The organism is Azospirillum sp. A26, assembly GCF_042604635.1.
Lineage (GTDB): Bacteria > Pseudomonadota > Alphaproteobacteria > Azospirillales > Azospirillaceae > Azospirillum > Azospirillum palustre.
Window position 1 is genome coordinate 224,346 of record NZ_CP170474.1, and the last position, 21,069, is coordinate 245,414.

At 68.6% G+C, this 21,069-nt stretch carries 23 protein-coding genes; 9 read left to right on the plus strand and 14 right to left on the minus strand.

Annotated elements, in window-relative coordinates; all coding sequences use genetic code 11:
• Positions 1–73: 73 nt before the first annotated feature.
• On the plus strand, positions 74–784 hold the full coding sequence (locus ABNQ39_RS24755) for a Crp/Fnr family transcriptional regulator (RefSeq protein ID WP_376963077.1): 711 nt from the start codon (positions 74–76) through the stop codon (positions 782–784).
• Between the two features lie 103 nt (positions 785–887).
• The gene (locus tag ABNQ39_RS24760; protein WP_376963080.1) at positions 888–1,613 is read left to right on the plus strand and encodes a hypothetical protein; all 726 of its coding nucleotides are present in this window, start codon (positions 888–890) and stop codon (positions 1,611–1,613) included.
• Positions 1,614–1,619: 6 nt separating this feature from the next.
• Here the strand turns inward: ABNQ39_RS24760 and ABNQ39_RS24765 are convergent, their stop codons facing one another.
• The 10 genes from ABNQ39_RS24765 to ABNQ39_RS24810 all read right to left on the minus strand — a co-directional run bounded on the left by ABNQ39_RS24765 (position 1,620) and on the right by ABNQ39_RS24810 (position 12,818).
• On the minus strand, positions 1,620–4,409 hold the full coding sequence (locus ABNQ39_RS24765; RefSeq protein WP_376963084.1) for an SUMF1/EgtB/PvdO family nonheme iron enzyme: 2,790 nt from the start codon (positions 4,407–4,409) through the stop codon (positions 1,620–1,622).
• 261 nt (positions 4,410–4,670) lie between these two features.
• Positions 4,671–6,590 carry a CHASE2 domain-containing protein gene (locus ABNQ39_RS24770; RefSeq protein ID WP_376963087.1) on the minus strand — a complete coding sequence of 640 codons (1,920 nt, stop codon included), beginning with the start codon at positions 6,588–6,590 and terminating at the stop codon, positions 4,671–4,673.
• Positions 6,591–6,597: 7 nt separating this feature from the next.
• A complete protein-coding gene (locus ABNQ39_RS24775; protein ID WP_376963090.1) occupies positions 6,598–7,719 on the minus strand; it encodes a DUF4384 domain-containing protein in 1,122 nt (373 codons plus the stop codon).
• A 27-nt stretch (positions 7,720–7,746) separates the two neighbouring features.
• Positions 7,747–8,124: a hypothetical protein gene (locus tag ABNQ39_RS24780; RefSeq protein WP_376963093.1), complete on the minus strand. Its 378-nt coding sequence runs from the start codon at positions 8,122–8,124 to the stop codon at positions 7,747–7,749.
• Positions 8,125–8,150: 26 nt separating this feature from the next.
• The gene (locus ABNQ39_RS24785) at positions 8,151–8,963 is read right to left on the minus strand and encodes an OmpA family protein (protein ID WP_376963096.1); all 813 of its coding nucleotides are present in this window, start codon (positions 8,961–8,963) and stop codon (positions 8,151–8,153) included.
• Between the two features lie 116 nt (positions 8,964–9,079).
• Positions 9,080–10,639 (minus strand): DUF4384 domain-containing protein, encoded by a 1,560-nt coding sequence (locus tag ABNQ39_RS24790; RefSeq protein WP_376963099.1) that lies wholly within the window; start codon positions 10,637–10,639, stop codon positions 9,080–9,082.
• Between the two features lie 67 nt (positions 10,640–10,706).
• Positions 10,707–11,282 carry a DUF4399 domain-containing protein gene (locus ABNQ39_RS24795; RefSeq protein WP_376963102.1) on the minus strand — a complete coding sequence of 192 codons (576 nt, stop codon included), beginning with the start codon at positions 11,280–11,282 and terminating at the stop codon, positions 10,707–10,709.
• A gap of 38 nt (positions 11,283–11,320) precedes the next feature.
• Positions 11,321–11,755, minus strand: coding sequence for a DUF4399 domain-containing protein (locus ABNQ39_RS24800; protein WP_098736439.1), 435 nt, complete (start codon positions 11,753–11,755; stop codon positions 11,321–11,323).
• A 215-nt stretch (positions 11,756–11,970) separates the two neighbouring features.
• The gene (locus ABNQ39_RS24805; protein WP_376963106.1) at positions 11,971–12,306 is read right to left on the minus strand and encodes a hypothetical protein; all 336 of its coding nucleotides are present in this window, start codon (positions 12,304–12,306) and stop codon (positions 11,971–11,973) included.
• 113 nt (positions 12,307–12,419) lie between these two features.
• On the minus strand, positions 12,420–12,818 hold the full coding sequence (locus tag ABNQ39_RS24810; RefSeq protein ID WP_376963109.1) for a RidA family protein: 399 nt from the start codon (positions 12,816–12,818) through the stop codon (positions 12,420–12,422).
• 154 nt (positions 12,819–12,972) lie between these two features.
• Between ABNQ39_RS24810 and ABNQ39_RS24815 the strand changes: the two genes are divergently transcribed.
• Entirely contained in the window at positions 12,973–13,569 is a 597-nt protein-coding gene (locus ABNQ39_RS24815) for a TetR/AcrR family transcriptional regulator (protein WP_376963112.1), read from the plus strand.
• A gap of 78 nt (positions 13,570–13,647) precedes the next feature.
• Here ABNQ39_RS24815 and ABNQ39_RS24820 read toward each other — a convergent pair whose 3' ends face one another.
• The gene (locus tag ABNQ39_RS24820) at positions 13,648–14,025 is read right to left on the minus strand and encodes a c-type cytochrome (RefSeq protein WP_376963115.1); all 378 of its coding nucleotides are present in this window, start codon (positions 14,023–14,025) and stop codon (positions 13,648–13,650) included.
• Positions 14,026–14,336: 311 nt separating this feature from the next.
• On the opposite strand from ABNQ39_RS24820, the gene ABNQ39_RS24825 reads away from it, so the two are divergent.
• Positions 14,337–15,188: a LysR family transcriptional regulator gene (locus tag ABNQ39_RS24825; protein WP_161958024.1), complete on the plus strand. Its 852-nt coding sequence runs from the start codon at positions 14,337–14,339 to the stop codon at positions 15,186–15,188.
• 153 nt (positions 15,189–15,341) lie between these two features.
• Positions 15,342–15,563, plus strand: coding sequence for a hypothetical protein (locus ABNQ39_RS24830; protein WP_376963119.1), 222 nt, complete (start codon positions 15,342–15,344; stop codon positions 15,561–15,563).
• A gap of 26 nt (positions 15,564–15,589) precedes the next feature.
• On the opposite strand, the gene ABNQ39_RS24835 is transcribed toward ABNQ39_RS24830, so the two are convergent.
• The 3 genes from ABNQ39_RS24835 to ABNQ39_RS24845 are packed head-to-tail and all read right to left on the minus strand — an operon-like array spanning position 15,590 to position 17,776.
• Positions 15,590–15,889: a DUF3325 family protein gene (locus ABNQ39_RS24835; protein ID WP_376963122.1), complete on the minus strand. Its 300-nt coding sequence runs from the start codon at positions 15,887–15,889 to the stop codon at positions 15,590–15,592.
• Positions 15,882–17,453, minus strand: a complete 1,572-nt coding sequence (locus ABNQ39_RS24840; protein ID WP_376963125.1) for a PepSY-associated TM helix domain-containing protein — start codon at positions 17,451–17,453, stop codon at positions 15,882–15,884. Before ABNQ39_RS24840 ends, ABNQ39_RS24835 begins: the two co-directional genes overlap by 8 nt.
• The gene (locus tag ABNQ39_RS24845; RefSeq protein ID WP_376963128.1) at positions 17,450–17,776 is read right to left on the minus strand and encodes a hypothetical protein; all 327 of its coding nucleotides are present in this window, start codon (positions 17,774–17,776) and stop codon (positions 17,450–17,452) included. The genes ABNQ39_RS24840 and ABNQ39_RS24845 overlap by 4 nt, the downstream gene beginning before the upstream one ends.
• A gap of 291 nt (positions 17,777–18,067) precedes the next feature.
• On the opposite strand from ABNQ39_RS24845, the gene ABNQ39_RS24850 reads away from it, so the two are divergent.
• From ABNQ39_RS24850 to kdpA, 4 genes are all read left to right on the plus strand, one after another.
• On the plus strand, positions 18,068–18,667 hold the full coding sequence (locus ABNQ39_RS24850; protein ID WP_376963130.1) for a gamma carbonic anhydrase family protein: 600 nt from the start codon (positions 18,068–18,070) through the stop codon (positions 18,665–18,667).
• Positions 18,668–18,797: 130 nt separating this feature from the next.
• A complete protein-coding gene (locus tag ABNQ39_RS24855; protein WP_376963133.1) occupies positions 18,798–19,007 on the plus strand; it encodes a hypothetical protein in 210 nt (69 codons plus the stop codon).
• A 240-nt stretch (positions 19,008–19,247) separates the two neighbouring features.
• Positions 19,248–19,337, plus strand: coding sequence for a K(+)-transporting ATPase subunit F (locus tag ABNQ39_RS24860; RefSeq protein ID WP_109448108.1), 90 nt, complete (start codon positions 19,248–19,250; stop codon positions 19,335–19,337).
• Between the two features lie 13 nt (positions 19,338–19,350).
• Positions 19,351–21,060, plus strand: a complete 1,710-nt coding sequence (kdpA, locus tag ABNQ39_RS24865; RefSeq protein WP_376963137.1) for a potassium-transporting ATPase subunit KdpA — start codon at positions 19,351–19,353, stop codon at positions 21,058–21,060.
• Positions 21,061–21,069: the final 9 nt, after the last annotated feature.

The window sequence follows — 21,069 nt, forward strand, 5'->3', positions numbered from 1 at the left end:
GCCGGTTGCCGGCGTACCATTCCCCGCATCATCACACCCGCGCCGTCAGCCGAAGCTCAGCCAAGAGGCCGCCATGACCGCGATACGGATCAATTTCGACAAGGATCTCGTCCTTGCCGGACATTTCCTGCTCAAGCATCTGGAGCGGGAGGAAAGGCACCGCCTGGCGACCGCCGCGCGGTTGTCCCACCACGCGCGCGGCGCCATGATCTTCCAGAAGGGCGATCCCGGCGACAGCATGATGGCGGTCATCCGCGGCCGGGTGAAGATCTGCTGCCATTCCATGGACGGCAAGGAACTGGTGCTGAGCATCATCAACAAGGGCGGCCTGTTCGGCGAGATTGCCCTGCTGGATGGCGAACCACGCACCGCCGACGCCGTGGCCCTGGAGGAAACCGACCTCCTGGTGCTGGACCGGTCGCAGCTGATGCCGGTGCTGACGGCAAGGCCGGATCTGGCCTTCCGCATCATCAGCGTGCTGTGCCAGCGGCTGCGCCAGACCAGCGAGCATCTGGAGGACACCCTCTTCCTGGAGGCGCCCTCCCGCTTCGCCCGCGCCCTGAAGCGGCTGGGCGATGCCTTCGGCAAGCCGGAGCCGGAGGGGCTGCGGCTGGACATCAAGCTGTCGCAACAGCAGCTGGGCTGCCTCGTCGGTGTCTCGCGCGAGAGCGTCAACAAGCTGCTGAACGAGTGGCAACGGGCCGGCGTGATCGAGATGGACGCCGGCTATATCGTCATCCGCGACACCGGCGCCCTGGACGACATCGCCGACTCCTGCGGTTGAGACGCCAATCCGGCGCCGCTTGTGAGCCGCGCCACAGCGCCCCGGTCCGAGTGGCCCCATCATGCTCCCCACACCCGGCCGTCAGCCACTGAGGGAGCCAGCGATGAAATCGTCCCGCACCGTCTTTCTGCCTGCCTTCGCCGCCCTGCTGCTGACCGCCGGGACGGCCGCGGCCCAGGTCACCGGCGGCATCGCCTTTCCGCCCGGTCCGATCCCCGGTGCGGCGATGGCGCAGGCCTTCGCCCAGACACCGCGCCTGCCGGTGTCGGTGAATCCGACGCCCCGCGGCGCCCCTCCCGGCGCGATGGTCACCAACCCGTCCGTGCGCCGGTCCTCCGTGAACCAGCAGGCGATCACCCGCATCCGCGGCGATGCCGGCTATCTCGCCGGCTTCAACAAGGGGCAGCCGCTGGCCGCCAGCCGTCAGCCGCCGGTGCAGCCGGTCGACCCCAGCTTCACCATCATCGATGCCCCCTTCATCGTGAACAACTTCAACAGCGCGCTGAACTTCGCCTTCGGCGACGGCAACATCAGCCAGCAGCAGCTCGGCGACGGCACCGCGGCGGGCAGCGCCGGCCCGGTGGAGACCGCCGCCCCGGCACCGGCACCCGAACCGGCCCCGCTCCCCGTTCCGGCCCCCGCTCCAGCCGTCAAGCCGGCCGGGCCTTCGACGCTCGACATGCTGATGAGCACAGCCGGGCCGCTGCCGCATCTGCCCGCGGCGCTGGCCCATGGCGGCGTCCAGTTCAACAATGTGAACACCGCCACCAACACCGCCGTCGGCACGGGAAACCGGGCGACACAGAAAACGGTCACGGTCCAGCGCTGACCTTCGTTAATTCACCTCCCGCGCCACCCGGAAGCCGTTGGTGAGATAGCGCACGTCGATGTCGTAACTGTTGCGCATCGTTCCATTGATGGCCTCCAGCTTGTCGCGCCAGGACCCGCCGCGCAGAACCCGCTTGCGGCAGTTCCCCTGCGTCCAGGCGCTGCCATCGGCCGGGGCGCCCTGGTAGTTCTTGTTCCAGCAGTCGGCCACCCATTCCGCCACGCCGCCGTTCATGTCGTGCAGGCCGAACGGGTTAGCCTTGTAGCTGCCGGCGGCGGCCGGGGTCAGATGCTCGTGCGGACCGCCGCAATCGTCGCAGTCGGCATGGTTCCCCTCTTCCGTCCCCCACCAGTAAGGCGTGGTGGTGCCGGCCCGCGCGGCGAATTCCCATTCCGCCTCGCTCGGCAGGCGATAGCGCTGCCCGGTCTTGCGGCTGAGCCAAGCCACATAGGCCTGCGCATCCTGCCAATGCAGATTGTGGACGGGGGTTCCATCGGTCGGGTTGGTCATGCGCGGCATGTCGGTGCAGCCGCCCTCCTGGATGCAGGCGCGCCATTCGCCGACCGTCACCTCATACATGCCGAGCGCGAAGGGCTTGGCGATGGTGACGCGGTGGACCGGCCGTTCCGACGGGTCGCCCTTGTCGTTCCCCATCATGAAATTGCCGGCCGGCACCCGCACCAGCACCGGGCAGGTCGGACAATCCTGGAAGCTGTTGCCCGAGCCATGATTGCGCGCCGTGCCGTTCGTCGGCCCGGATGGCGTCGTTGAGGGGGCGGTCGGCGCCGCGGACTGCGGTGCTGCCGGCGGCACGGTCGCCGCCACCTGCGGCTCGGCCGGCGGGGGAGCGGCGGCCTGGGCCGCTGCCGGCGCCGGGGGCGCTTCACGCTTCAACAGCGCGGCGGCGACGAAGCCCTGGGTGCCGTCCTCCAGCGCGATGCGGTACCACCCACCGTCCGGCACGCGGCCGAGCACCTGCACCGCGGTCCCGCGCGCCACCCGGCCGACCCGCGCCCCGCCATTGGCCGGCGTCGCCCGCAGGATTCCGTCCGCCGTGACGGTGTAGCGTCCGGGTTCGGCCGGCTCCAGCCCCGGTCCCATCGCCGTTTCCGGCTTGGTTTCCGTTTTCGGCGGCGGCTCCGCCGGTTGGCCAGCGATCTTCAGCGACTCAAGCTGGCGGCGGGCCATCGGGGCGTAGCTGCCGCTGCCGAACAGTTGCAGGAAGGCCTGATAGTCGCTGGGCTCCTTGCTCGACTGGATGCGCTTCCACAGGCTGTCCTCAAGCTCGGCCACCGGGGCGGTGCCGGGTGCCGCGATCTCCACGCTGACGCTCGCCGTGGCGGTGCCGCCACGCCCATCATCGACGCTGTAGCGCAGGGTGCCGGCCGGACCGGGGGCGGCGGCCTCCGGGTCGAAGGTCAGGCCGGTCAGCGCCTGGACGGTCAGCCGGTCGCCCGGCTTCACCACCGCCGCACCATTGTGGACGCTGCCGCGCTCCGGCACGGCGGTGACGGTGACGGTCAGCGGGTCGCCGTCCGGGTCGGACGGCGCGTCGATCCCCATTGGGTTGCCGGCGACGCGCAGCTTGCGCTCGGCCACCACCGCCGGGGGCTGGTTGCTCGGCTTGATCGTCACGGGGATGGCACCGGTGGTCATGCCGCCGCGCCCGTCGGCCACCAGGAACTCGAAGGTCCCGGCATCGCCGCGGAAACTGCCGTCGGGCTTGAAGCTGGTGGCCGCCAGCTGCTCCACCGTCAGATAGTCGCCGATCAGCACGCTGCGCTCCCCGACACGGACGGTGCCGCCGCGCGGCAGCCCGGTGACGCGGGCATACATCTGGTCGTCGTCGGGATCGGTCGGCTTGCCGGCCCCCAGCGGCTCCGCACCCGCACGATCCAGCACGGTCAGCGCCCGCAACTCGCCCAGCACCGGCGGCCGGTTGGGCGGGCGCGGGTTGAAGTAGAAGGGGGTTGCGCCGAGCGACCCGTAGACGAACGGCTCCTGCCGGCCGTTGGTGGCCTGCTTCACCGTATCGCGCACATTGCGGAAGAACAGGCTCAGTTCCAGCCCCGGCGTCTGGAGATGCTGGAGCAGCGCCGCGCTGAACGGGCTGTGGTCGCCGGTGCCATCCTCCGCCAGCTGGTCGGCGCGGGTCGCCATCGCCACCAGCGTGTCGCTCGGCGTGTCGTCGACGCTGCCGAAACCGGGATGGGCCTGGTTGCGGTTCGACCCGCTGCGGGTCAGGCGGTCGACGAAGGGATTGTTACGGCAGGCGTCGAGGATGAGGATGCCGAGCTTGCGCGCGCCCGCCAGCTCGCCCATCGGCAAATTCAGCGGGATCGCCTCGTACACCAGATCGCGTTCGCGTTCCAGCTGGGCGTCGGCCGGCAGCAGATAGTTGACGCCGTTCACCTGGATGCCGTGCCCGGCATAGAAGATCACCGCCACGTCGGCCTGCGAAGCCTTCAGGCCGAACTGGCGCAAGGCGGTGGCGAAGCCGCGGGCGTCCAGGTCGTACTGCTCGTCCACCGTGAAGTTCAGCGCCCGCAACGCCTCGCCGATGGCTTTCGCATCGTTGCGCGGGTTCACCAGCTCCGGCGCATTGCGGTAATTGCTGACCCCGATCACCAGCGCCAGCCGGCTTTCCGCCGCGGCCCCGGCCGGCGCCTGACCGGTGGTGGCCGGACCGGCCGCAAGCGCTCCCCCGCCGAGGCCCATGAGCGCCAACAGCCCAGCCGCCAGCAGAAGGATCAGCACCGCAACCATCGTCCGGCAGGGTCCGACCGGTTTCACCATCCCCGCCTCCGTACCCGTGCAAAGAGGCGCCGCAGTCCGTGGTCGGTCGCATGCGACCTGTAGGCTCACCGGCGAAGCTTGCGGCGCATAGCGGATGGCTGTTCGAATCGATTTCGGAAATTGCCGGCAGCCCGCCATGTATGGAAGGAAGCATACCATGGCTCAACCCCATTCCAAGCCGCCCCTTGAGCCTGAGCCCGGCAAAAGAGGGGGTGGCAGGCCGAAGTGATTACTTCCTGTATCGAGGATTAATGCTGACGATTATCGCCGACGGCTATCGGCGTCTTCATCGTCGATCAACAGCCATATCCGCACCGCCTTCACCTTGCCCTTCAGCTCCACCTCCCCCACCGGCAGCGCCGTGCAGCGGACGCCCGCCCCCTGTTGCTCCCCCTGCCGCACCGCCTGCCAAGTCGGATCGCCGACGATGACCCGGCAATGGCGCGAGGTTCGGGCATCGACCAGCTTGCCATAGGCCTCCAGCCGGGCGGCGGTGTTCGCGGTGTCGCCGAGAAGCGAGTATTCGCTGTGCCGCAACCCGCCAAGGCTGCCGGCGACGAGCGGCCCGGTGTGCACGCCGACCCGGATGCCAACCGGCGGCAGCCCTTCCGCCTGCCACCGCCGGTTCAACGCCACCAGTTCCCGGCCCATCTGCAAGGCGCAACAGACCGCACGGCGGGCGTCGGCATCGATCTCGTCCTGCGCGCTGCGGGCGACCGGCGCGCCGAACACCGCCAGAATCGCATCGCCGACGAAGCGCAGAACCACCCCGTCATTGGCGGTGACGATCTGGACCATGGAATCCAGATAGCCCTCCAGCCAGCGGATCAGCGGTTCCGGCTCCAGGGCCTCGCAGATGGTGGTGAAGCCCTCGATATCGGAAAACAGCACGGTGGCGGTCAATTGCTGCGGGCGCGGGCGGTTGCCGGTCATGAAGGTCGCACGTTCGCGCCAGATCTCCTCCGCCACCGGCTGGGAGACATGGTTGGCGAACAGCTGCATCATCACGCGCCGGTCCGCCCGTTCGCGCAGCGACATCTGCACGGTCATGGCGGCGAGCCCCGCACCCCAGGCCAGCGACGGTGCCACCAGCGGCACCAGCGGCCCACCCGCCGCGAACAGCACATTGGCGCCGGTCCAGGCGGCTGCCGGCACAAGCAGCCCGGCTGCTGCCACCAGCCACAAGGGCAATCCGGCCAGCGCCACCGCCACCCCGGCTGCCGCCATCAGCAGCGCCAGCGCCGCTTCGCCCGCGAACGGCAGGCGCGGGTTCTGCCGCCCATCGAGAAGCTGAGCCAGCACATGCGCCTCGATCTCCACCCCCGGCGTCGACGCACCGGCCAACGACAGCGGCGTCCGGTGCTGATCGATGCCGGCCAGCGCCGTGCCTACCAGCACAAACCGCCCGGCCAGCCAGTTTTTCGGCAGAACGGCGACGCTCTCCGCGGGATAGATCGGGAACGGGGCGGTCGAGCCGTCCGGCCGGCTATGCCAGTCGATGCGGAACGGCTCGCCCGGCACAACCGGCACACCGCCCAGGCGGGCAAGCTGAACCGGCAGGCTCGGCGTGCCGTCGCCGCCGAAGGGGACATGCCAGCGCACCGCGGCATCCAGCCGGTCCTTCGCCAAGTTGGCATGGCCGCGCGGCATCCCTTCGGTGAAGCCGTCGAGGAAACGGCGCTGCCGCTCGGTCAGCGGCGTCTGCTCCAGGGCGGTGATCGCCACCACCGGAACCGGTGCCCCCAGCATGGTGCGGCGCAGCCGCTCGTCCAGGGCCGGAAGGCTCGGCTGGTCGAACAGCACGTCGATGCCGATGGCGCGGACCCCGGCCGCCGCCAGCACGCCGACGATGTCGGCCAGCATGCCGCGATCCACCGGCGACCGGCAGGCAAGGCCGGCGAAGCTGTCCTCGCCGAACAGCACCAGCGCAATGGCCGCATGCTGTGGCTGCGCCGGGGCGGCGGCGGCGATCAGCCGGTCGCTCAAGCTCTCGTCTGCGGTGCGCAGCGGCGGCACCAGCCGCGTGGCGGCAAGCGCCAACACCGCACTCGCCAGCATGACGGCCACCGGCAGCCACCGGCGCGACCATCCACGACGGTCCGGCGGCGGGTCGCGCACCGCCGGTTTCGCGACGGCGGAAGGTTCCGGCCCTTCCCTGGGGTTCGCCGGCGGGCCGTCCATCCGCTCCTCACCGAACCTTCAGGATCAGCTGGGCGGAGGCCACCTCCGTCTCGCGCAGGCGGGACACCGCGCGGTCGAGCTGTCCGGCGGCATCCTCGGCCAAGGGACGGAAGGCAGCATCGCGGCCGGGAATCTCGCCGTCCAGATTACGGCTGGTGGCGATGCAGCGCACCTCCAGATCGGCGGGAGCATCCCCGGCGCGCAGCGGCATGCGGTCGCCAGACAGGCTGATCGGCACATTGCCCATCACACGGGCACTCATCGTGGCACCGGACGGGAAGATTGGGATCAGCTGGCCGCGCGCGTTGCGCAGATAGCAATAAAGATGGGCGTCGCGGTCGGTCTGCACCAGCAGGCGGATGTCCTCGCCCGGCCGGTAGGCGGCATTGCCGGCCGGATCGGCGGAGAGAAAGAGGTCGAGCGGCACCATCGCGTCGCGCAGGGATGCCATCGCCGCCCCGATCTGCCCGGCGCAGCCGGCGGATGCCAGGCCGACCGCCAGCGCCGCGCCGCCCGCGGCCTCCACCATGCGGACATGCAGGGTGCCGATGGGGGTGCCATCCGGCCTCAGCATGCCGATGTCCGTCCCATCCGCGAGCGGCAGGCTCCGCGGCCAGGGGGCCGGGCTGCCGTTCATCCATTCGACCGCCGCACGTTCCCCGCCGGCCTGCACCGTCAACCGGTCCAGTCCCGGCTCCGCCGGACGCCGCAGCAGGGGTAGGCTGCCGGCCTTGACGCATTGCGTGCCGGACGCCGACGGGTCGATGGCCAGCGCCTTCTCCAGCGCCGCATCCAGCGGGTTTCCCAGCGCCCGCGCGGCGCCGAGGTCGCTCTGCATGAACCGGTCGTCGCCGGGACCGGCACGGGCCGACACGGCACCGTCCGCCGTCTGGCCGGGAACCCCGTCATAGGGACCGCGCAGCCGCAGCAGGCGCCCGTTGGCAAACAGCAGCGTCGCATTCGCCCCGTCGGGAAGCCTGACCGCCTGCCCGTCGGCGACGAGCTGGCCCTGGACATAGCCGGGCGCGCTCGACGCCACCACCACGGCCTCCGCCGCGGCCTCCTGGCCGAAGCCGAGGGCGAGGACGGCGGCGGCACCCAGCGAAGGGGTAAAGCGTCTCTTCGGCATGATCGTTACCTCCTGGATTTGAAAGGATCAGTCGCGGTTGCGGCCCTTGCCGGTGGCGGCCCCGTCATCGGGCGCGAGCAGGCAGGCGGTGCGGGATTGCGTCACCACCGACACCGCTCCGTCCGTCCCGCCGTTGCGGCGGAAGCGCAGCCCATTCATCTGGCTGGCGATGCTGAGCGAGACGACGGCAAGATCCTCTTCGTCGATGATCTTGTGGCCGTCCTGCCAGCATTGGACACGGACCCGCTTGCCGGACGGGGCGATGTCGACACCGCCCGCAACACCGCCGCTGGTGGCGCCCGACGTGTCGCCCCCCTTCTTGCGGACAACCGTGGCATCGGCCGCACCGGCGAGCCATAGGGCGGCAAGACCGAGGCAGGCCGCGAGGAGCAGAGCGTGTTTCATGGCATCCTCCTCCGTTCGGGCCGCACTCAATGGGTCGGCTTGAATTCGACGCGCCGGTTGCGGCCGTCATAGGGGTTGGCGGCGATCGGCGCCGTCGGGCCCTTGCCGTCCACCGTGATGCGCTTGGGGTCGATCCGATGGACGCGGACCAGATACTCGCCGACCGACACCGCGCGGCGCTGCGACAGCAGCATGTTGTGGGAAAGGCTGCCGCTGGCGTCGGTGTGGCCCTCCACCGTCAGGCCCAGGGTCGGATCCTCTTTCATCAGCGCCCCGACGGCGTCGATGTAGGAAGCGGACTCGGCCGGGATTTCGGCGGAGTTGAGCGCAAAGTTGATGCGGAAGCCGAAGGCCTGCGGTGCAGCGCCCTGCTCCTGGACGACGGGAGCGGCGGGCGGCTCGGCGGTGGCCATCTGGGCAGCCGGGGCCTCCGTGCGCACCTCCTGCCGGCGCTGCTTGTGGGCGGGGCGGCTGGCCTGCGGAGCGGGTTGGGGCGCCGGTTGGGCAACGGGCTGCATTTCGGGCTGCGGAGCCGGCTGCGCTGCGGACGGGATCGGCGCCGTGCCGTAGTTGATCTCGTCGATGGGCCGGGGCCGCTTGGCAGCGGCACCGGCCGCACCGCCGATGATCTCGATGCTGCGGGTGCGGATTTTGGGTTCCGGCGCCACCACCTCGCGCAGTTCCTCCACGCTGGGCGGCCGGTCGAACATCATCACCTTCGACGAACCCGATCCTTCGACCGTCTGGGCGGATACGGAACCGGCCCAGGCGGCGGCCAGCATCGGCAGGGTGGCGACCAGGGTATGAGTCAGGGCGTGGGACAGGATGGACTTGGTCATGTCAGGCTCCATGGGCAGGAGAAGGAACGGCGTTGCCCTGGTTCTATCGCCACCACCCTGCCCCGCGCTGTGAGCCGGCCAACAGTCGGCCCCCGATTCCGGCGATCCGCCCGAGGTTACTCCCCCTGCGCCAGCGTGCCGGGCAGCACCTTCACCGTCAGCCGCTTGGCGCGGGCATCGCTGCCCTTGGCGGTCGCGAAGGCATTGATCACGTCATCCAGGGCAGCGCCGGGAATGGGCTGCAAATCCTCGCTCTTGAACGCCTCGGGGATCCGCACGCCGATCTCGTCGTGCGACAGGACGCAGGCGACCGTTTCCTCGGCATTGGCCCGGTCCATGCGCAGGTTGAAGGGCTTCTGCACACCGGGCGGGATTTCCACCTGCCTGCCGGCCTCGACGAAGGCGTCGGGCTGGAAGCGGTTGGGGAAGATGCGCGACACCGTGCCGGCGGCATCGCGGTAATAGCAATAGACGAAGCCGTCCGCCGTCGGCTGCATCCGGACCACCAGCGCCTCGCCGGCGCGGTAGCGCGGTGCCGGCCCGCGGTCCGACGACAGCAGCAGGTCGAGCCGGGACGGCGACGGCTGGGCACGTGGCAACCCTTCGCCCCCGGCATTGCTGACGCTCTGCAGCCGGGCCGGCGGTGCGCCGCCCTGGCCGGGCGGCTTGGCGAGCAGGCGCTGGTAGAGGTCGAAATCGATGCGGCCGGTGGCGATCAGGTCGCTGTCCGCCTGGAAGCGGCCGACCGCTTCGGCGGTCCGCTGGTCGAGCTGCCCGTTGACCGGCCCGTCGTAATAGCCCTGCGCCGACAGCGCGCGCTGGGTGAAGGTCACGCGCTCCGACGGAGCCATGCCGTCGAACCAGCCGCGCGCCTCCGCCATGAAGGCGGGGTTGGTCTGGTCGATGCCCAGGCATTGCCAGTAGGGCACGCGGGTCAGCTTGCCCAGAACCTCGATGGTGCTGAGTTCGACCAGCGTGCGCACCCCCTGGTGCAGCCCCTCCGACCGGTTCAGCGAGATGTTGAAGGACAGGCCGGCCTTGCCGATCACCCCGCCGGTGTCGGCCCCGCGCCCCGACGACACCACCGCCAGCGTGTTGGACGCCGACATGCCGGGGATGATCTGGCGCGTCACCAGTTCCCCGACATTGAGGTCGACCGAGACCATCGACACCACCTGATCGGCCGAGACGCCGATGTCCAGCTTGGGCAGCGACAGACCGGCCCCCGCCGCCTCGCTGACCACATTGTCGTCCAGCTGGGTGATGGCGCCGCGGATGTAGTAGGAGGGCGCCCGGAAGTTGGGCTGCACCCCGATCATCCAGTACAGCGCGTTGACGTCGTCCAGCGCCGGCTCGAAATCCACGAAGCGGAAGGCGTTGGAGGTTTCCGACATCCGCGAGACGGCGGTGATCAACATCTCCTTCGTGCCGCCGGCAACCCGGCCGGTGGCGTCGGGCAGGCCGTTGGCGGTGATGTAGATGTCGTGCTTGCCATGGGTCCACAGCAGCGTGTCCATGCAGCGCAGCGCCTCGCTGAAGCTGCTGATGGTGCGGACGGCCGGGGTCTTCGGCTGCTGCACCACGCGGGCCATCTCGCCGGAGGTGAAGCAGCCGCCGAGCGCCAGCGTCAGGCCGACGGAAACCACGGCGGAACCAAGGAACCGGACCATGCTCATCGGCGCTGTCTCCTATGGGTTTGTGGTCCGGCTTGCTGCCTGCGCCGTCAGGCCGGCTCAGGACCGGTCACCGCGCCGACAGTTGCGGGCTGCGGTCGGCGCGGACCGTGATGGTGATCTTCTTCGACATGATCGGCGGGTCGTGCGGCACATGGTCGGCATCGGCCAGGACCAGTTGCAGCGTGTGGCGACCGGGCGGCAGTTCCATGATCGTTTCGGTCTGGCCCTTGCCGAAATGAAGGTGCTGCTTGTCGCTGGGGATCGGCTCGTTGAAGTTCTTGAGGTCGGTGTCGATCAGCAGATGATGGTGCCCGGTTCCGTCCTTGCGCACACCGGCCGGCGCGACGCCGAAATTGCGCAGCCCGAACCACACCTTGAAGCGCGTCCCCACCACCTGGCCGTTGTTGGGCCAGCCGATGTAGAGCCATGCATCCTTTCGGCCGGGCGTCCGCTGCGCGGTGGCAGGGTCGTTCTGATCAGCTTTCTGGTCGGCCTTCTGTTGGGCGGATGCGTCCGCCGCAGCCGCGGGCGTCACAGTGACCGGCGCAAGCGACAGCACGCCCCACAGAACCGCGCAAGACACCGCGCCCAGAGCCGGTTGCAGGCGGCGAGCGGTCCTAAGCGCGCACGAAATCGATGTCATGGTGCCCTCCCTGGCAGGGACGAAGCGAACGGCTCCGGTCAGCGGACGGTGATGGTCACCTTCTCGGACATCACCGGCGGGTTGTGCGGAATGTGGTCGGCGTCGCCCAGGACCATCTGAAGCGTGTGGGTTCCGGGCGGGAGCTCCAGCCGCGCTTCGGTCTGGCCGGCGCCGAAATGCAGGTGCTGCTTGTCGTTGGGGATCGGCTCGTCCGGGTTCGTCAGCTCGGTGTCGATCAGCAGGTGATGGTGCCCGGTGTCGGCATGGCTGATGCCGGCCGGTGCGATCCCCATGTTCTGGAGCCCCATGCGCACCCAGAATTTTCCGCCGGTGATGACCGTCCCGTTGGGAGGCCACAGGATGTAGGCACGCGCGTCATCGGGCGCTTTCGCCCGGTCGGCCATTCCCTGCCCAGCCAGAAACAGCGGCAGAAGCAGTAGGGCGCCGACTGCGATCACGGCAGTCCGCAGCATGATTTCCCCCTGTATTCTTCATTGCCCTTTGTCCGATGCAATCGATCTTAGTCTTCGACCGCGAAGCAGGGTTCCCCCGAATTCTTGGGTAATCCCATCCCGTTGAAAAACAACCCGCTCCTGCGCCACACCCTTCCGAATTGGCGGACAATCGTCCTCTGCATCCCCACCATTACGGGGGAGGAGGGCGCGAGCAGGACAGGCAGGCGGCCTTTTCAGCGCTTGATCCCGAACAGTTGCTCGTTCATCGCCGCCCGGTCCGCAGTTGCCACACCGCCGGCCCGCCCCGGCAGCGGCAATCCGCCGCCCATCGCCCCACTCGCCAGGGTCGGGCCGTTCGTTCGGCTGTTCCCCATCCAGGGCGGGAAAGCGCCAACGGGACCGGCCGCACTGGGCGGCGCGTTGCCGACCCGGTTCGCCAATTGGGAAACCGCCGCGGCGGAAAGCGGCACGCCGCCGGACTGCACTTCGAACGCGGCGGCCGGCCGGACAAGGGCGGTGATCGCGACGAGAACCGAAAGGCAAAGGGTAACGGCGGCAAGGCTGCGCATCGGGGCTTTCCTCCGCGGAACAGGGGCAGGGGCGGCATGGCCCCATCCTGCCGCAGGCCGTCAGCCCGCCGCTGTGAGCGGGGCCACAGCGGCGGGTGAAAAGCCGCGAGGACTTAGACCCGCTCGGGGATACGGGCGATGACCTTGATCTCGAAATCGAATCCCGCCAGCCAGTTCACCCCGACCGCGGTCCAGTTGGGATAGGGCGCATCGCCGATCACCGTCTCGCGCACCGTCATGATGGCCTCGAACTGGTTGGCCGGATCGGTGTGGAACGTGGTGACGTCGACGACATCGTCGAAGGTGCAGCCGGCGGTCTTCAGCACATTGGCGAGATTGTCGAAGGCCAGCCGCACCTGCTGCTCGAAGTCGGGTTCCGGCGACCCGTCCGCGCGGCTGCCGACCTGCCCCGATACGAACAGGAGATCGCCCGAGCGGATCGCCGCCGAATAGCGGTGCTTTTCGTAGAGCGCGTGCCGGTTTGCCGGAGTGATCGCGTCGCGTTTGGCCATGGTCGTGGTCCTCCTTGATTGCCGGGATATCCGGCATTGGGCTTCACAGCGCGGCTGCAAGTTGATATACGCCGCGTATGCGAACCACAACACACATACGTCGCGTATGTCAAATCACATACGTGTCGTATGCGGAATTTTCCGGAGAAGGCCCATGGCCGCCAAAAAGCGATCCGAGATGATGGAGGAAACCCGCGCCAAGCTGATCGCGTCCGCGCGCAAGGCCTTCACCGAACAGGGGTTCGCCGCCGCATCGATGGACGATCTGACGGCGGAGGCCGGGCTGACGCGGGGCGCCCTCTATCACAATTTCGGCGACAAGCGCGGGCTTCTCCAGGCGGTGGTCGACCAGCTCGACACGGAGATGGCACAGCGTGCGCACGCCATCGGCGCCAAGGCCGGGAACGGCTGGGACGGATTGCTGGCCGAAGGTGTGGCCTATATCGAGATGGCGCTGGAGCCCGAGGTCCAGCGCATCGTCCTGCTCGACGGACCGGCCTTCCTGGGCGATCCCTCGCAATGGCCGAGCCAGAACGGCTGCCTTCAAATGACCCGGCAAACGGTGGAACGGCTGATCGCTCAGGGGGTCATCAGGCCCATCGATCCCGAAGCGGCCGCCCGGCTCTTGAATGGGGCGGCATTGAACGCCGCGCTTTGGGTGGCTGCCAGCTCCGATCCGCAGGACGTCCTCGCCAAGGCGGTCGACGCATTCCGCGCCCTGGCGGAAGGGCTGCTGGCACGCCGATCCTGACAATCGTGCAAAAGGCCACAGCCCCGCATCGGCGGGGCTGTGGCGATAGACAGGACGATGTTTCAGCCAGATCCGCGGTTACTTGGACTCGCTCTTCAGATAGGCGATCAGGTCCGCACGCTTGGTGTCGTCCTTGACCCCGGCGAAGGCCATCTTGTTGCCGGGAAGCGCCGCCTTCGGATCCTTCAGATAGGTGTCGAGCTTCTGCTCGTCCCAGGTGTAGCCGGCATCCTTCACCGCCGCGGAATAGCTGAATCCGTCGACGCTGCCCGCCTTGCGGCCGACGATGCCATGCAGGTTCGGGCCGACGCGGTTGGGGCCGCCGGCCTCGATGGTGTGGCAGGCCTTGCAGGTGTTGAACACCGACTTGCCCGCCGCGGCATCGCCGTCCGCGGCCTGCGCGGCGGCGGTTCCACCGGAAATCAGAATGACGGAGGCCAACAGAATTTTGCGCATGACGGACACAGCGGAACTCCCATTTCTCAACGTTGTCTCCGGCCAACCGAGAAAATTGGTCGGGCTTCCTTCCGGCGAGCAGGCGGAAGCTAATGGCGGCCAATAAGGTCAGGAAGCGAATTTACCCGATGGTTGTCATCGGTTTTTCCGATACGATCCTGCCGCATTAGGGGAACCGCCGGTCGCGGCTGCATCCAGTGGATGCGACGAATCGTCTCACACCGGTCGGTCGCGATCAAGCTGCCGATGGCGTAGGTCTTGCTCCCCGTCCGTGGAGGCGGGGTTTCGAGCGAGGTATCATGGATACGGAAATGGCCCGGACATTTCTGGAGGTCACGGCGGCAGGCAGCTTCATGGCGGCGGCCGACCGGCTCCATGTGACCCAGTCGACGGTCAGCACGCGCATTCAGCAGCTGGAGCAGCAGCTTGGCTGCCGGCTGTTCGTGCGCAACAAGACCGGCGCCACGCTGACCAGCGCCGGCCTGCGTTTCCAGCGCCATGCCGCGGCGATCCTCCGCCTGTGGGAACAGGCCCGGCAGGAAGCCACCCTGCCCGCCGGCCACAAGGCGCTGCTGCGCATCGGCAGCGAGGCCGGCCTGTGGAACCGCCTGCTGTACCGCTGGATTCCCTGGATGCGGCGCAACGCCAACGACATCGCCCTGCGCTGCGACGTCGGCCTGCCGAACGGGTTGCTGCAAGGCCTTCAGGACGGGACGCTGGACGTCGCCGTCCTCTATTCGCCGCGCGCCCTGCCGGGCCTGTCGATCCGCCTGCTGCTCGAGGAGGAGCTGGTCCTCTTCCGCATGCCGGCGGTCGAGGATTACCTGGAGGAGCCCTATGTCCACATCGACTGGGGCGACGATTTCCGCCGCAATGTGCAGCTGCATCGCCCGGACGTGCAGGCCGCCCCGGTGTCGATCGGCGTCGGCACGCTCGGGCTCGACTATGTCAAACAGTGCGGCGGCACCGGGCATTTCCCCCGCCAGCTCGTCCAGCCGCTGATCGATGCCGGCAAGGGGGAAATACTGCCGGAAGCCCGGCCGCTCAGCCTTCCCATCTACGCCGCCTACCCGACCGACGCCGACGACGCCATCATCGACCCGGCCCTCACCGGGTTGAAGGCCATTCTGGGCGAACCTGCCGGCGCCCGCGATTCACTTTGATAAAGCCGATGTAATCCATCGGTTTATTTCGCTTTTTGCGATGGATGACGCTGCCTAGGATCGGCTCCGCGGGCATTCGGGACCCATCCGGCAGCGGTGCCGGGGGTCCCGAATGCCCACCCATCCAAACCGAAGACCGAAGGTCCCGATCCGATGTCCACGCAATTGGCACAGCCGTCCCTGCTCGAAGAAGAAGGCGCCGCGGCGGATACGAAGTTCCGCCGGTTCGAGTCCCCCTACATCGTCTTTCCGGCGCTGATCCTGCTGCTGATCATGCCGTTCGGCATCCTCTTTCACCCGGCTTGGCTCGCGACTGCCGCCGAGGTGGGCGTGGTCGTGATGTTCATCGCCATTTTCCGCATGATGCGCATGTAAGGCTGGCGCCCCCGCCGCCAAGACGTTCAGCCGCGGGCGGATCGCGTCTTCCAGGTGACGGTCGCGGCGACCGCCAGCGCACCGGCGCTCAAGGCCAGCGCCCAGAGCAGGAGGCCGAAGCCCGTCCCATCGTGGCGGACCGCGACCGACAGCGCCGCCGCCAGACACAGCAGCGCCGCCAGCCGCAGCCGGAACACCGTGCGGCGCGGCGGCCCCCGCCTGGAATCGACGAGATCGCGCCAATGCCGCTCCACCGACAGGGCTAGGGCGGCGAAGGCGAAGTAGCAGAGCCCGAACAGGCCGGGCAGCATCAGGGCATCAGGCATGGTCGGTCACCTTCGCCAGGGTTGAGAGTTCGGGATCGGGCCGCTGGGCCAGCCGCCGCGACACCCGCCAGGCGGCGATGGCGGTCAGCGCCAGCACCGCATCGACGCCCAGCACCGCCCAGTCGGCGGAGGTCACGGCACGGATGGGATGTTCCCCCGTCGTGATCCAGTTCAGCGCCACGCAGGCCGCCGCCAGCAGGGCGACCGCGGTGCATTGTTCGCTCCAGGGCGGGTCCGTCCGGGTGCGGACGGCGGCATGGACGGCGCTGCCGATCCAGATCAGGAAGAAGAGGCCGACCTCCACCAATTCCCGCGACGGGATGCCGGCCGGCAGCAGCCGGTTGGCCGCCATCATCGCCAGCGTGGCGATCAGCAGGCCGGAGGTGCTGCCGCAAGCGATGGCGGCGACGCTGCGCCAGCCGACGCCGGGCTTCACGCCATGGGCAACCCGCCGCTTCTCCATCCAGTACAGCATGCCGGTGCCGATCAGCACGCAGCCGGACAGCCCGAACAGGAAATACAGCCAGCGCAGCGGCCAATGGTCGAAGGCGGCGAAATGCAGCCCCGACAGGACGCGGTGGGTCGCCACCACCGGCCCCGGCCGCTGGTATTTCAGCACCTGTCCGGTGACACCGTCGAAGAAGACCGGCTGGACATCCAGGCTGATGCGGTCTCGCAGAGCGCGGTTGATGCGGACGACCGATGCGGCATCGCCGGCATTATAGACGAACACCACGGCCGGCTCGCCCCCGCCCCACAGCCGGCGGGCCTCCGCCACCATCGGATCGAGCGGCGCCAGCGGGGCGGCGATGCCGCTGCGTGGACGGCTGTAATTGCCCAGCGCATCGTCGTAGAAGCGCCGCACATCGCCGCCATAGAGCGCCTGGACGCCTGCCGGCAGGACGATGGGCAGGACGATGACGATCCCGGTGATCGTGATCATCAGATGGAAGGGCAGGACCAGCACGCCCGTCAGATTGTGCAGGTCGAGCAGGGAGCGGCGGAACTGCCCCCAACTGCGGAAGGTGAAGAAATCCTTGAAGATCCGCGCATGGATGATGACACCGGAAATCAGTCCGGCCAGCATCGCCACCGACGCGAAGCAGACGATCCAATAGCCGATGGAGCCCGCCCGCAGATGCAGGCTGTAATGCAGCGGATAGAAGAAATAGGTGCCTCCCAGCGTCCCGACCGGCGGCAGCAGCTGGCCGTCGCTGGTCGCCATGCCGCCGGCATTGCCGGTCTCAGTCCGAAGCTGAAGCGCCATCACTGGCCGCCGCTCGTCCGGCAACTGCACGTACCAGTCGCGCACTGTCCGCCCGGCGGCGAGCTTCTCCACCGCCGGCAGCACCGCCTGGTCGAGCGAGGCCGGCCCGGTCTCCACCGCACCGACGCGGGTGGCGGGCATCATCCAGCGGTCGATCTCGGATGCGAAAACGGCCAACGATCCCATGAAGAAGATCAGCATCAGCAGCCCGCCGAGCGTCACCCCCGCCCAGGTGTGCGGCCACAGCATGGCGGCGCGCAGGGCCGGGCTGATCAGCTTGCGTTTCTTCGCCGTCATGGCCCGACGATCCCGGCAAACTGCGAGGCCGCGATCAGCAAAACCCCGCCGCCGCCCAGCACCGCCCAGCCGACCATAACCCGCGGCACCGCGAAGGCCCACAGCGACGCCACCGGCAGCACCACCAGGGCCAGCAGGCTGGAGGCGGTGACCGCCTCAGCCGGCGCCATGCCCGCGAGCGCCCCCAACTCTGCCCCGAAGGCGGCGAGGCCCCAGGCGAAGCCATAGGCGCCGAACACCGCCGCCGTCACCCGTGCGGCGGTGCGCAGGCGCGGCGGCGCAGCCCGTCCCTCAACCCGTCCGGACTGCCCGGCAGTCTTCATCGCGCTGGTGCCCCCTGCCATTGTGCCTGCCAAAGTGCCGACGCCCCCGGCACGGTCCGCGCAGTTCCAACCTTGATAATGATACTGATTCTCATTTGCAAGATTCTTCTCTTTCCTGGGGAGAAAGATGGACCGCTTGCGACCGCCGACTGGACCCTCTCAGGGACCCGCCGCCGGCGGGCGCGCAGGCGCGCGACGCTGCCAGCCGGACTGGGCTACACTCTGCCCGACATCGACCGGCTGTTTCCCGACCGGAACCAAGACCGGCAGGGCCAAAAAGGACAAGAACCAATGACCACCGAGAGCGTAACCGACGCGACCTTCGAAACCGGTGCCTTCGAAACCGGAGAAACCCTGCTCGCCCGTCACCCCGGCGCCATCATCCAGCCCGTCAAGGGAGTATGGCCGCGCATCGCCGCCGACGCCTTCATCGCTCCCGGCGCGGTGGTGGTCGGCGACGTCACCATCGGGGCGGAGGCCAGCGTCTGGTACGGCTGCGTGCTTCGCGGCGACGACCACAGCATCACGGTGGGGCCGCGCACCAACATCCAGGACGGCACCATCATCCACGTCATGCTGAACGAGTATCCGACCGTCATCGGCGCCGACGTGGTGATCGGCCATGGCGTGCGGATGCATGGCTGTACGCTGGCGGACGGCTGTCTGGTCGGCATCGGCGCAATCGTGCTGGACGGCGCGGTCGTGGAAAGCGGCGCCATGCTGGCGGCCGGTGCGGTGCTGACCCCGCGCAAGCGCATTCCGGCCCGCCAGCTTTGGGCCGGCAGCCCGGCCAGGCACCTGCGCGACGTCACCGACGCCGAGGTGGAGTTCATCGCCTTCGACGTGCGCCACTATGCCGGTCTGGCACGGGCTGCATCGGGACGCCGATAAAGGGACCGGGGGCGCGCATCGCGCGCCGTATATTTTTCGGGCCTCACGCGCCCCATCGCATTTATATGCCCCGCAGCCTTCTTCTCAGTGGGATAGCGGCCATTGGCCGCCACTGGACTGCGGGGCTGTCATGCAAGGAAAATCGCCTCTCGCGCTGCTCGACCGGACCATGCCTGCCCCGGCGCGCATGGAAGATTGCGATCCGCAGACATCGACCGCCCCCTCCCATGAGGCATTCCCTTCCCCGCGCGCGGTGCTGGGCGAGGCGGCAGTCACCGTCGCCGCATTCCTGCTGATCGCTTTCGCCCTGCAAGTGCTGGCCTTGTGGATCGGGGCCTGACCGCCGACCGCATATACGAATCGTATATTTTCCGGCCCTGCCGTCCCCCATCGAATCTATACGCGGCTCCGGCGCACCCTCACAGGGTCGGACCTCCCCCGCCATCATGACGGCGAGGGGGACGCAATTCCGGAGACCCAACGATGCTCGACCTGCTGTTTCTTGCGCTCACCGTAGGCTTCTTCGCCGCGGCGGTCGCCTATGTCCATGCCTGCGACCGGCTGTGAGGGGAGCGGCGCCATGTCCCTCGATTATGCCCTGGCCGGCCTCGTGACCGCCGGACTGCTGGTCTATCTGGTCTATGCCCTGATCCGCCCCGAACGGTTCTGAGGAGACCCATCCCATGACCGTCAATGGCTGGATCCAGATCCTGGTCTTCCTCGCCCTGGTCGTCGCGATGACGCGGCCCCTGGGCGGCTTCATGACGCGCGTCTTCACCGGCGAGCGCACGCTGCTCTCCCCCATCCTGCGGCCGGTCGAACGCGCCCTCTACCGTCTGGCCGGCGTCGACGAGCGCACCGAGCAGCATTGGGTGACCTACGCCGTATCGATGCTGCTGTTCAGCGCCGCCGGCATGCTGCTGCTCTATGCCCTGCAACGCCTCCAGGATGTCCTGCCGCTGAACCCGCAGGACATGGCGGCGGTGCCCGCCGACCTCGCCTTCAACACCGCGGCCAGCTTCACCACCAACACCAACTGGCAGAATTACGGCGGCGAGACCACCATGGGCCATCTGGTGCAGATGGCCGGGCTGACCTTCCACAACTACGTCTCGGCCGCCACCGGCATCGCGCTGGCTGTGGCGCTGGTCCGCGGATTCGCCCGCACCTCGGCCCGCACGGTCGGCAATTTCTGGGTCGATCTGACCCGCGCCACCCTCTATGTCCTGTTGCCGCTGTGCGTCGTCTGCGCGCTGTTCCTGGTCTGGCAGGGCGTGCCGCAGACGCTGGCGGGCGCCGTCGACGCCACCACTTTGGAAGGGGCGAAGCAGACCATCTCGCTCGGCCCCGTCGCCTCGCAGGAGGCGATCAAGATGCTGGGCACCAACGGCGGCGGCTTCTTCAACGCCAACTCCGCCCATCCCTTCGAGAATCCCAACGCCCTGACCAATCTGGTCGAGATGCTGTGCATCTTCGCGCTGGGCGCCGGCCTGACCAACCTGTTCGGCCGGATGGTCGGCGACGAGCGCCAGGGCTGGGCCATCCTCGCCGCCATGGGCCTGCTGTTCGTTGCCGGCGTCACCGTCGCCTATTGGGCCGAGGCCCAGGCCAACCCGGCCTTCGCCGCCTTCGGCGTCGATGGGCTGGCCGACAACATGGAGGGCAAGGAGACCCGCTTCGGCATCGCCGCGACGGCGCTGTTCGCCACCGTCACCACCGCCGCCTCCTGCGGCGCGGTGAACGCCATGCACGACAGCTTCATGCCGCTGGGCGGCATGGTGCCGATGATCAACATGATGCTGGGCGAGATCATCGTCGGCGGTGTCGGCGCCGGCCTCTACGGCATGCTGCTGTTCGCCATCGTCGCGCTGTTCGTCGCCGGGCTGATGGTCGGCCGCACCCCGGAATATCTCGGCAAGAAGCTGGAGACGAAGGAGGTCAAGATGACCATGCTCGCCATCCTTTGCCTGCCGCTGATGATGCTGGGCTTCACCGCCGTCGCGGTGGTGCTCGACACCGGCACCGCGTCGATGGCCAATGCCGGGCCACACGGCTTCTCCGAAGCGCTCTACGCCTATGTCTCGGGTGCCGCCAACAATGGCAGCGCCTTCGGCGGGCTGACCGGCAACACGCCCTGGTACAACGTCACGCTGGCCGTCGCCATGCTGGTCGGCCGCTTCCTGGTCATCGTGCCGATGATGGCGATTGCCGGCTCGCTGGCGTCCAAGGCCCGCGCCCCCGTTTCGGCCGGCACCTTCCCCACCCATGACGGTCTCTTCGTCGGGCTGCTGGTCGGCGTCATCCTGATCGTCGGCGGCCTCACCTTCTTCCCGGCTCTCGCCCTCGGCCCGGTGGTCGAGCATCTGGCGATGACCGCCGGCACCCTCTTCTGATCGGGAACG

Bases quoted from the DNA above. Each gene is read 5' to 3' on its own strand.
- ABNQ39_RS24755 (WP_376963077.1), top strand. From the start codon at position 74: ATGACCGCGATACGGATCAATTTCGACAAGGATCTCGTCCTTGCCGGA.
- ABNQ39_RS24760 (WP_376963080.1), top strand. From the start codon at position 888: ATGAAATCGTCCCGCACCGTCTTTCTGCCTGCCTTCGCCGCCCTGCTG.
- ABNQ39_RS24765 (WP_376963084.1), bottom strand. From the start codon at position 4,409: ATGGTGAAACCGGTCGGACCCTGCCGGACGATGGTTGCGGTGCTGATC.
- ABNQ39_RS24770 (WP_376963087.1), bottom strand. From the start codon at position 6,590: ATGGACGGCCCGCCGGCGAACCCCAGGGAAGGGCCGGAACCTTCCGCC.
- ABNQ39_RS24775 (WP_376963090.1), bottom strand. From the start codon at position 7,719: ATGCCGAAGAGACGCTTTACCCCTTCGCTGGGTGCCGCCGCCGTCCTC.
- ABNQ39_RS24780 (WP_376963093.1), bottom strand. From the start codon at position 8,124: ATGAAACACGCTCTGCTCCTCGCGGCCTGCCTCGGTCTTGCCGCCCTA.
- ABNQ39_RS24785 (WP_376963096.1), bottom strand. From the start codon at position 8,963: ATGACCAAGTCCATCCTGTCCCACGCCCTGACTCATACCCTGGTCGCC.
- ABNQ39_RS24790 (WP_376963099.1), bottom strand. From the start codon at position 10,639: ATGAGCATGGTCCGGTTCCTTGGTTCCGCCGTGGTTTCCGTCGGCCTG.
- ABNQ39_RS24795 (WP_376963102.1), bottom strand. From the start codon at position 11,282: ATGACATCGATTTCGTGCGCGCTTAGGACCGCTCGCCGCCTGCAACCG.
- ABNQ39_RS24800 (WP_098736439.1), bottom strand. From the start codon at position 11,755: ATGCTGCGGACTGCCGTGATCGCAGTCGGCGCCCTACTGCTTCTGCCG.
- ABNQ39_RS24805 (WP_376963106.1), bottom strand. From the start codon at position 12,306: ATGCGCAGCCTTGCCGCCGTTACCCTTTGCCTTTCGGTTCTCGTCGCG.
- ABNQ39_RS24810 (WP_376963109.1), bottom strand. From the start codon at position 12,818: ATGGCCAAACGCGACGCGATCACTCCGGCAAACCGGCACGCGCTCTAC.
- ABNQ39_RS24815 (WP_376963112.1), top strand. From the start codon at position 12,973: ATGGCCGCCAAAAAGCGATCCGAGATGATGGAGGAAACCCGCGCCAAG.
- ABNQ39_RS24820 (WP_376963115.1), bottom strand. From the start codon at position 14,025: ATGCGCAAAATTCTGTTGGCCTCCGTCATTCTGATTTCCGGTGGAACC.
- ABNQ39_RS24825 (WP_161958024.1), top strand. From the start codon at position 14,337: ATGGCCCGGACATTTCTGGAGGTCACGGCGGCAGGCAGCTTCATGGCG.
- ABNQ39_RS24830 (WP_376963119.1), top strand. From the start codon at position 15,342: ATGTCCACGCAATTGGCACAGCCGTCCCTGCTCGAAGAAGAAGGCGCC.
- ABNQ39_RS24835 (WP_376963122.1), bottom strand. From the start codon at position 15,889: ATGCCTGATGCCCTGATGCTGCCCGGCCTGTTCGGGCTCTGCTACTTC.
- ABNQ39_RS24840 (WP_376963125.1), bottom strand. From the start codon at position 17,453: ATGACGGCGAAGAAACGCAAGCTGATCAGCCCGGCCCTGCGCGCCGCC.
- ABNQ39_RS24845 (WP_376963128.1), bottom strand. From the start codon at position 17,776: ATGAAGACTGCCGGGCAGTCCGGACGGGTTGAGGGACGGGCTGCGCCG.
- ABNQ39_RS24850 (WP_376963130.1), top strand. From the start codon at position 18,068: ATGACCACCGAGAGCGTAACCGACGCGACCTTCGAAACCGGTGCCTTC.
- ABNQ39_RS24855 (WP_376963133.1), top strand. From the start codon at position 18,798: ATGCAAGGAAAATCGCCTCTCGCGCTGCTCGACCGGACCATGCCTGCC.
- ABNQ39_RS24860 (WP_109448108.1), top strand. From the start codon at position 19,248: ATGTCCCTCGATTATGCCCTGGCCGGCCTCGTGACCGCCGGACTGCTG.
- kdpA (WP_376963137.1), top strand. From the start codon at position 19,351: ATGACCGTCAATGGCTGGATCCAGATCCTGGTCTTCCTCGCCCTGGTC.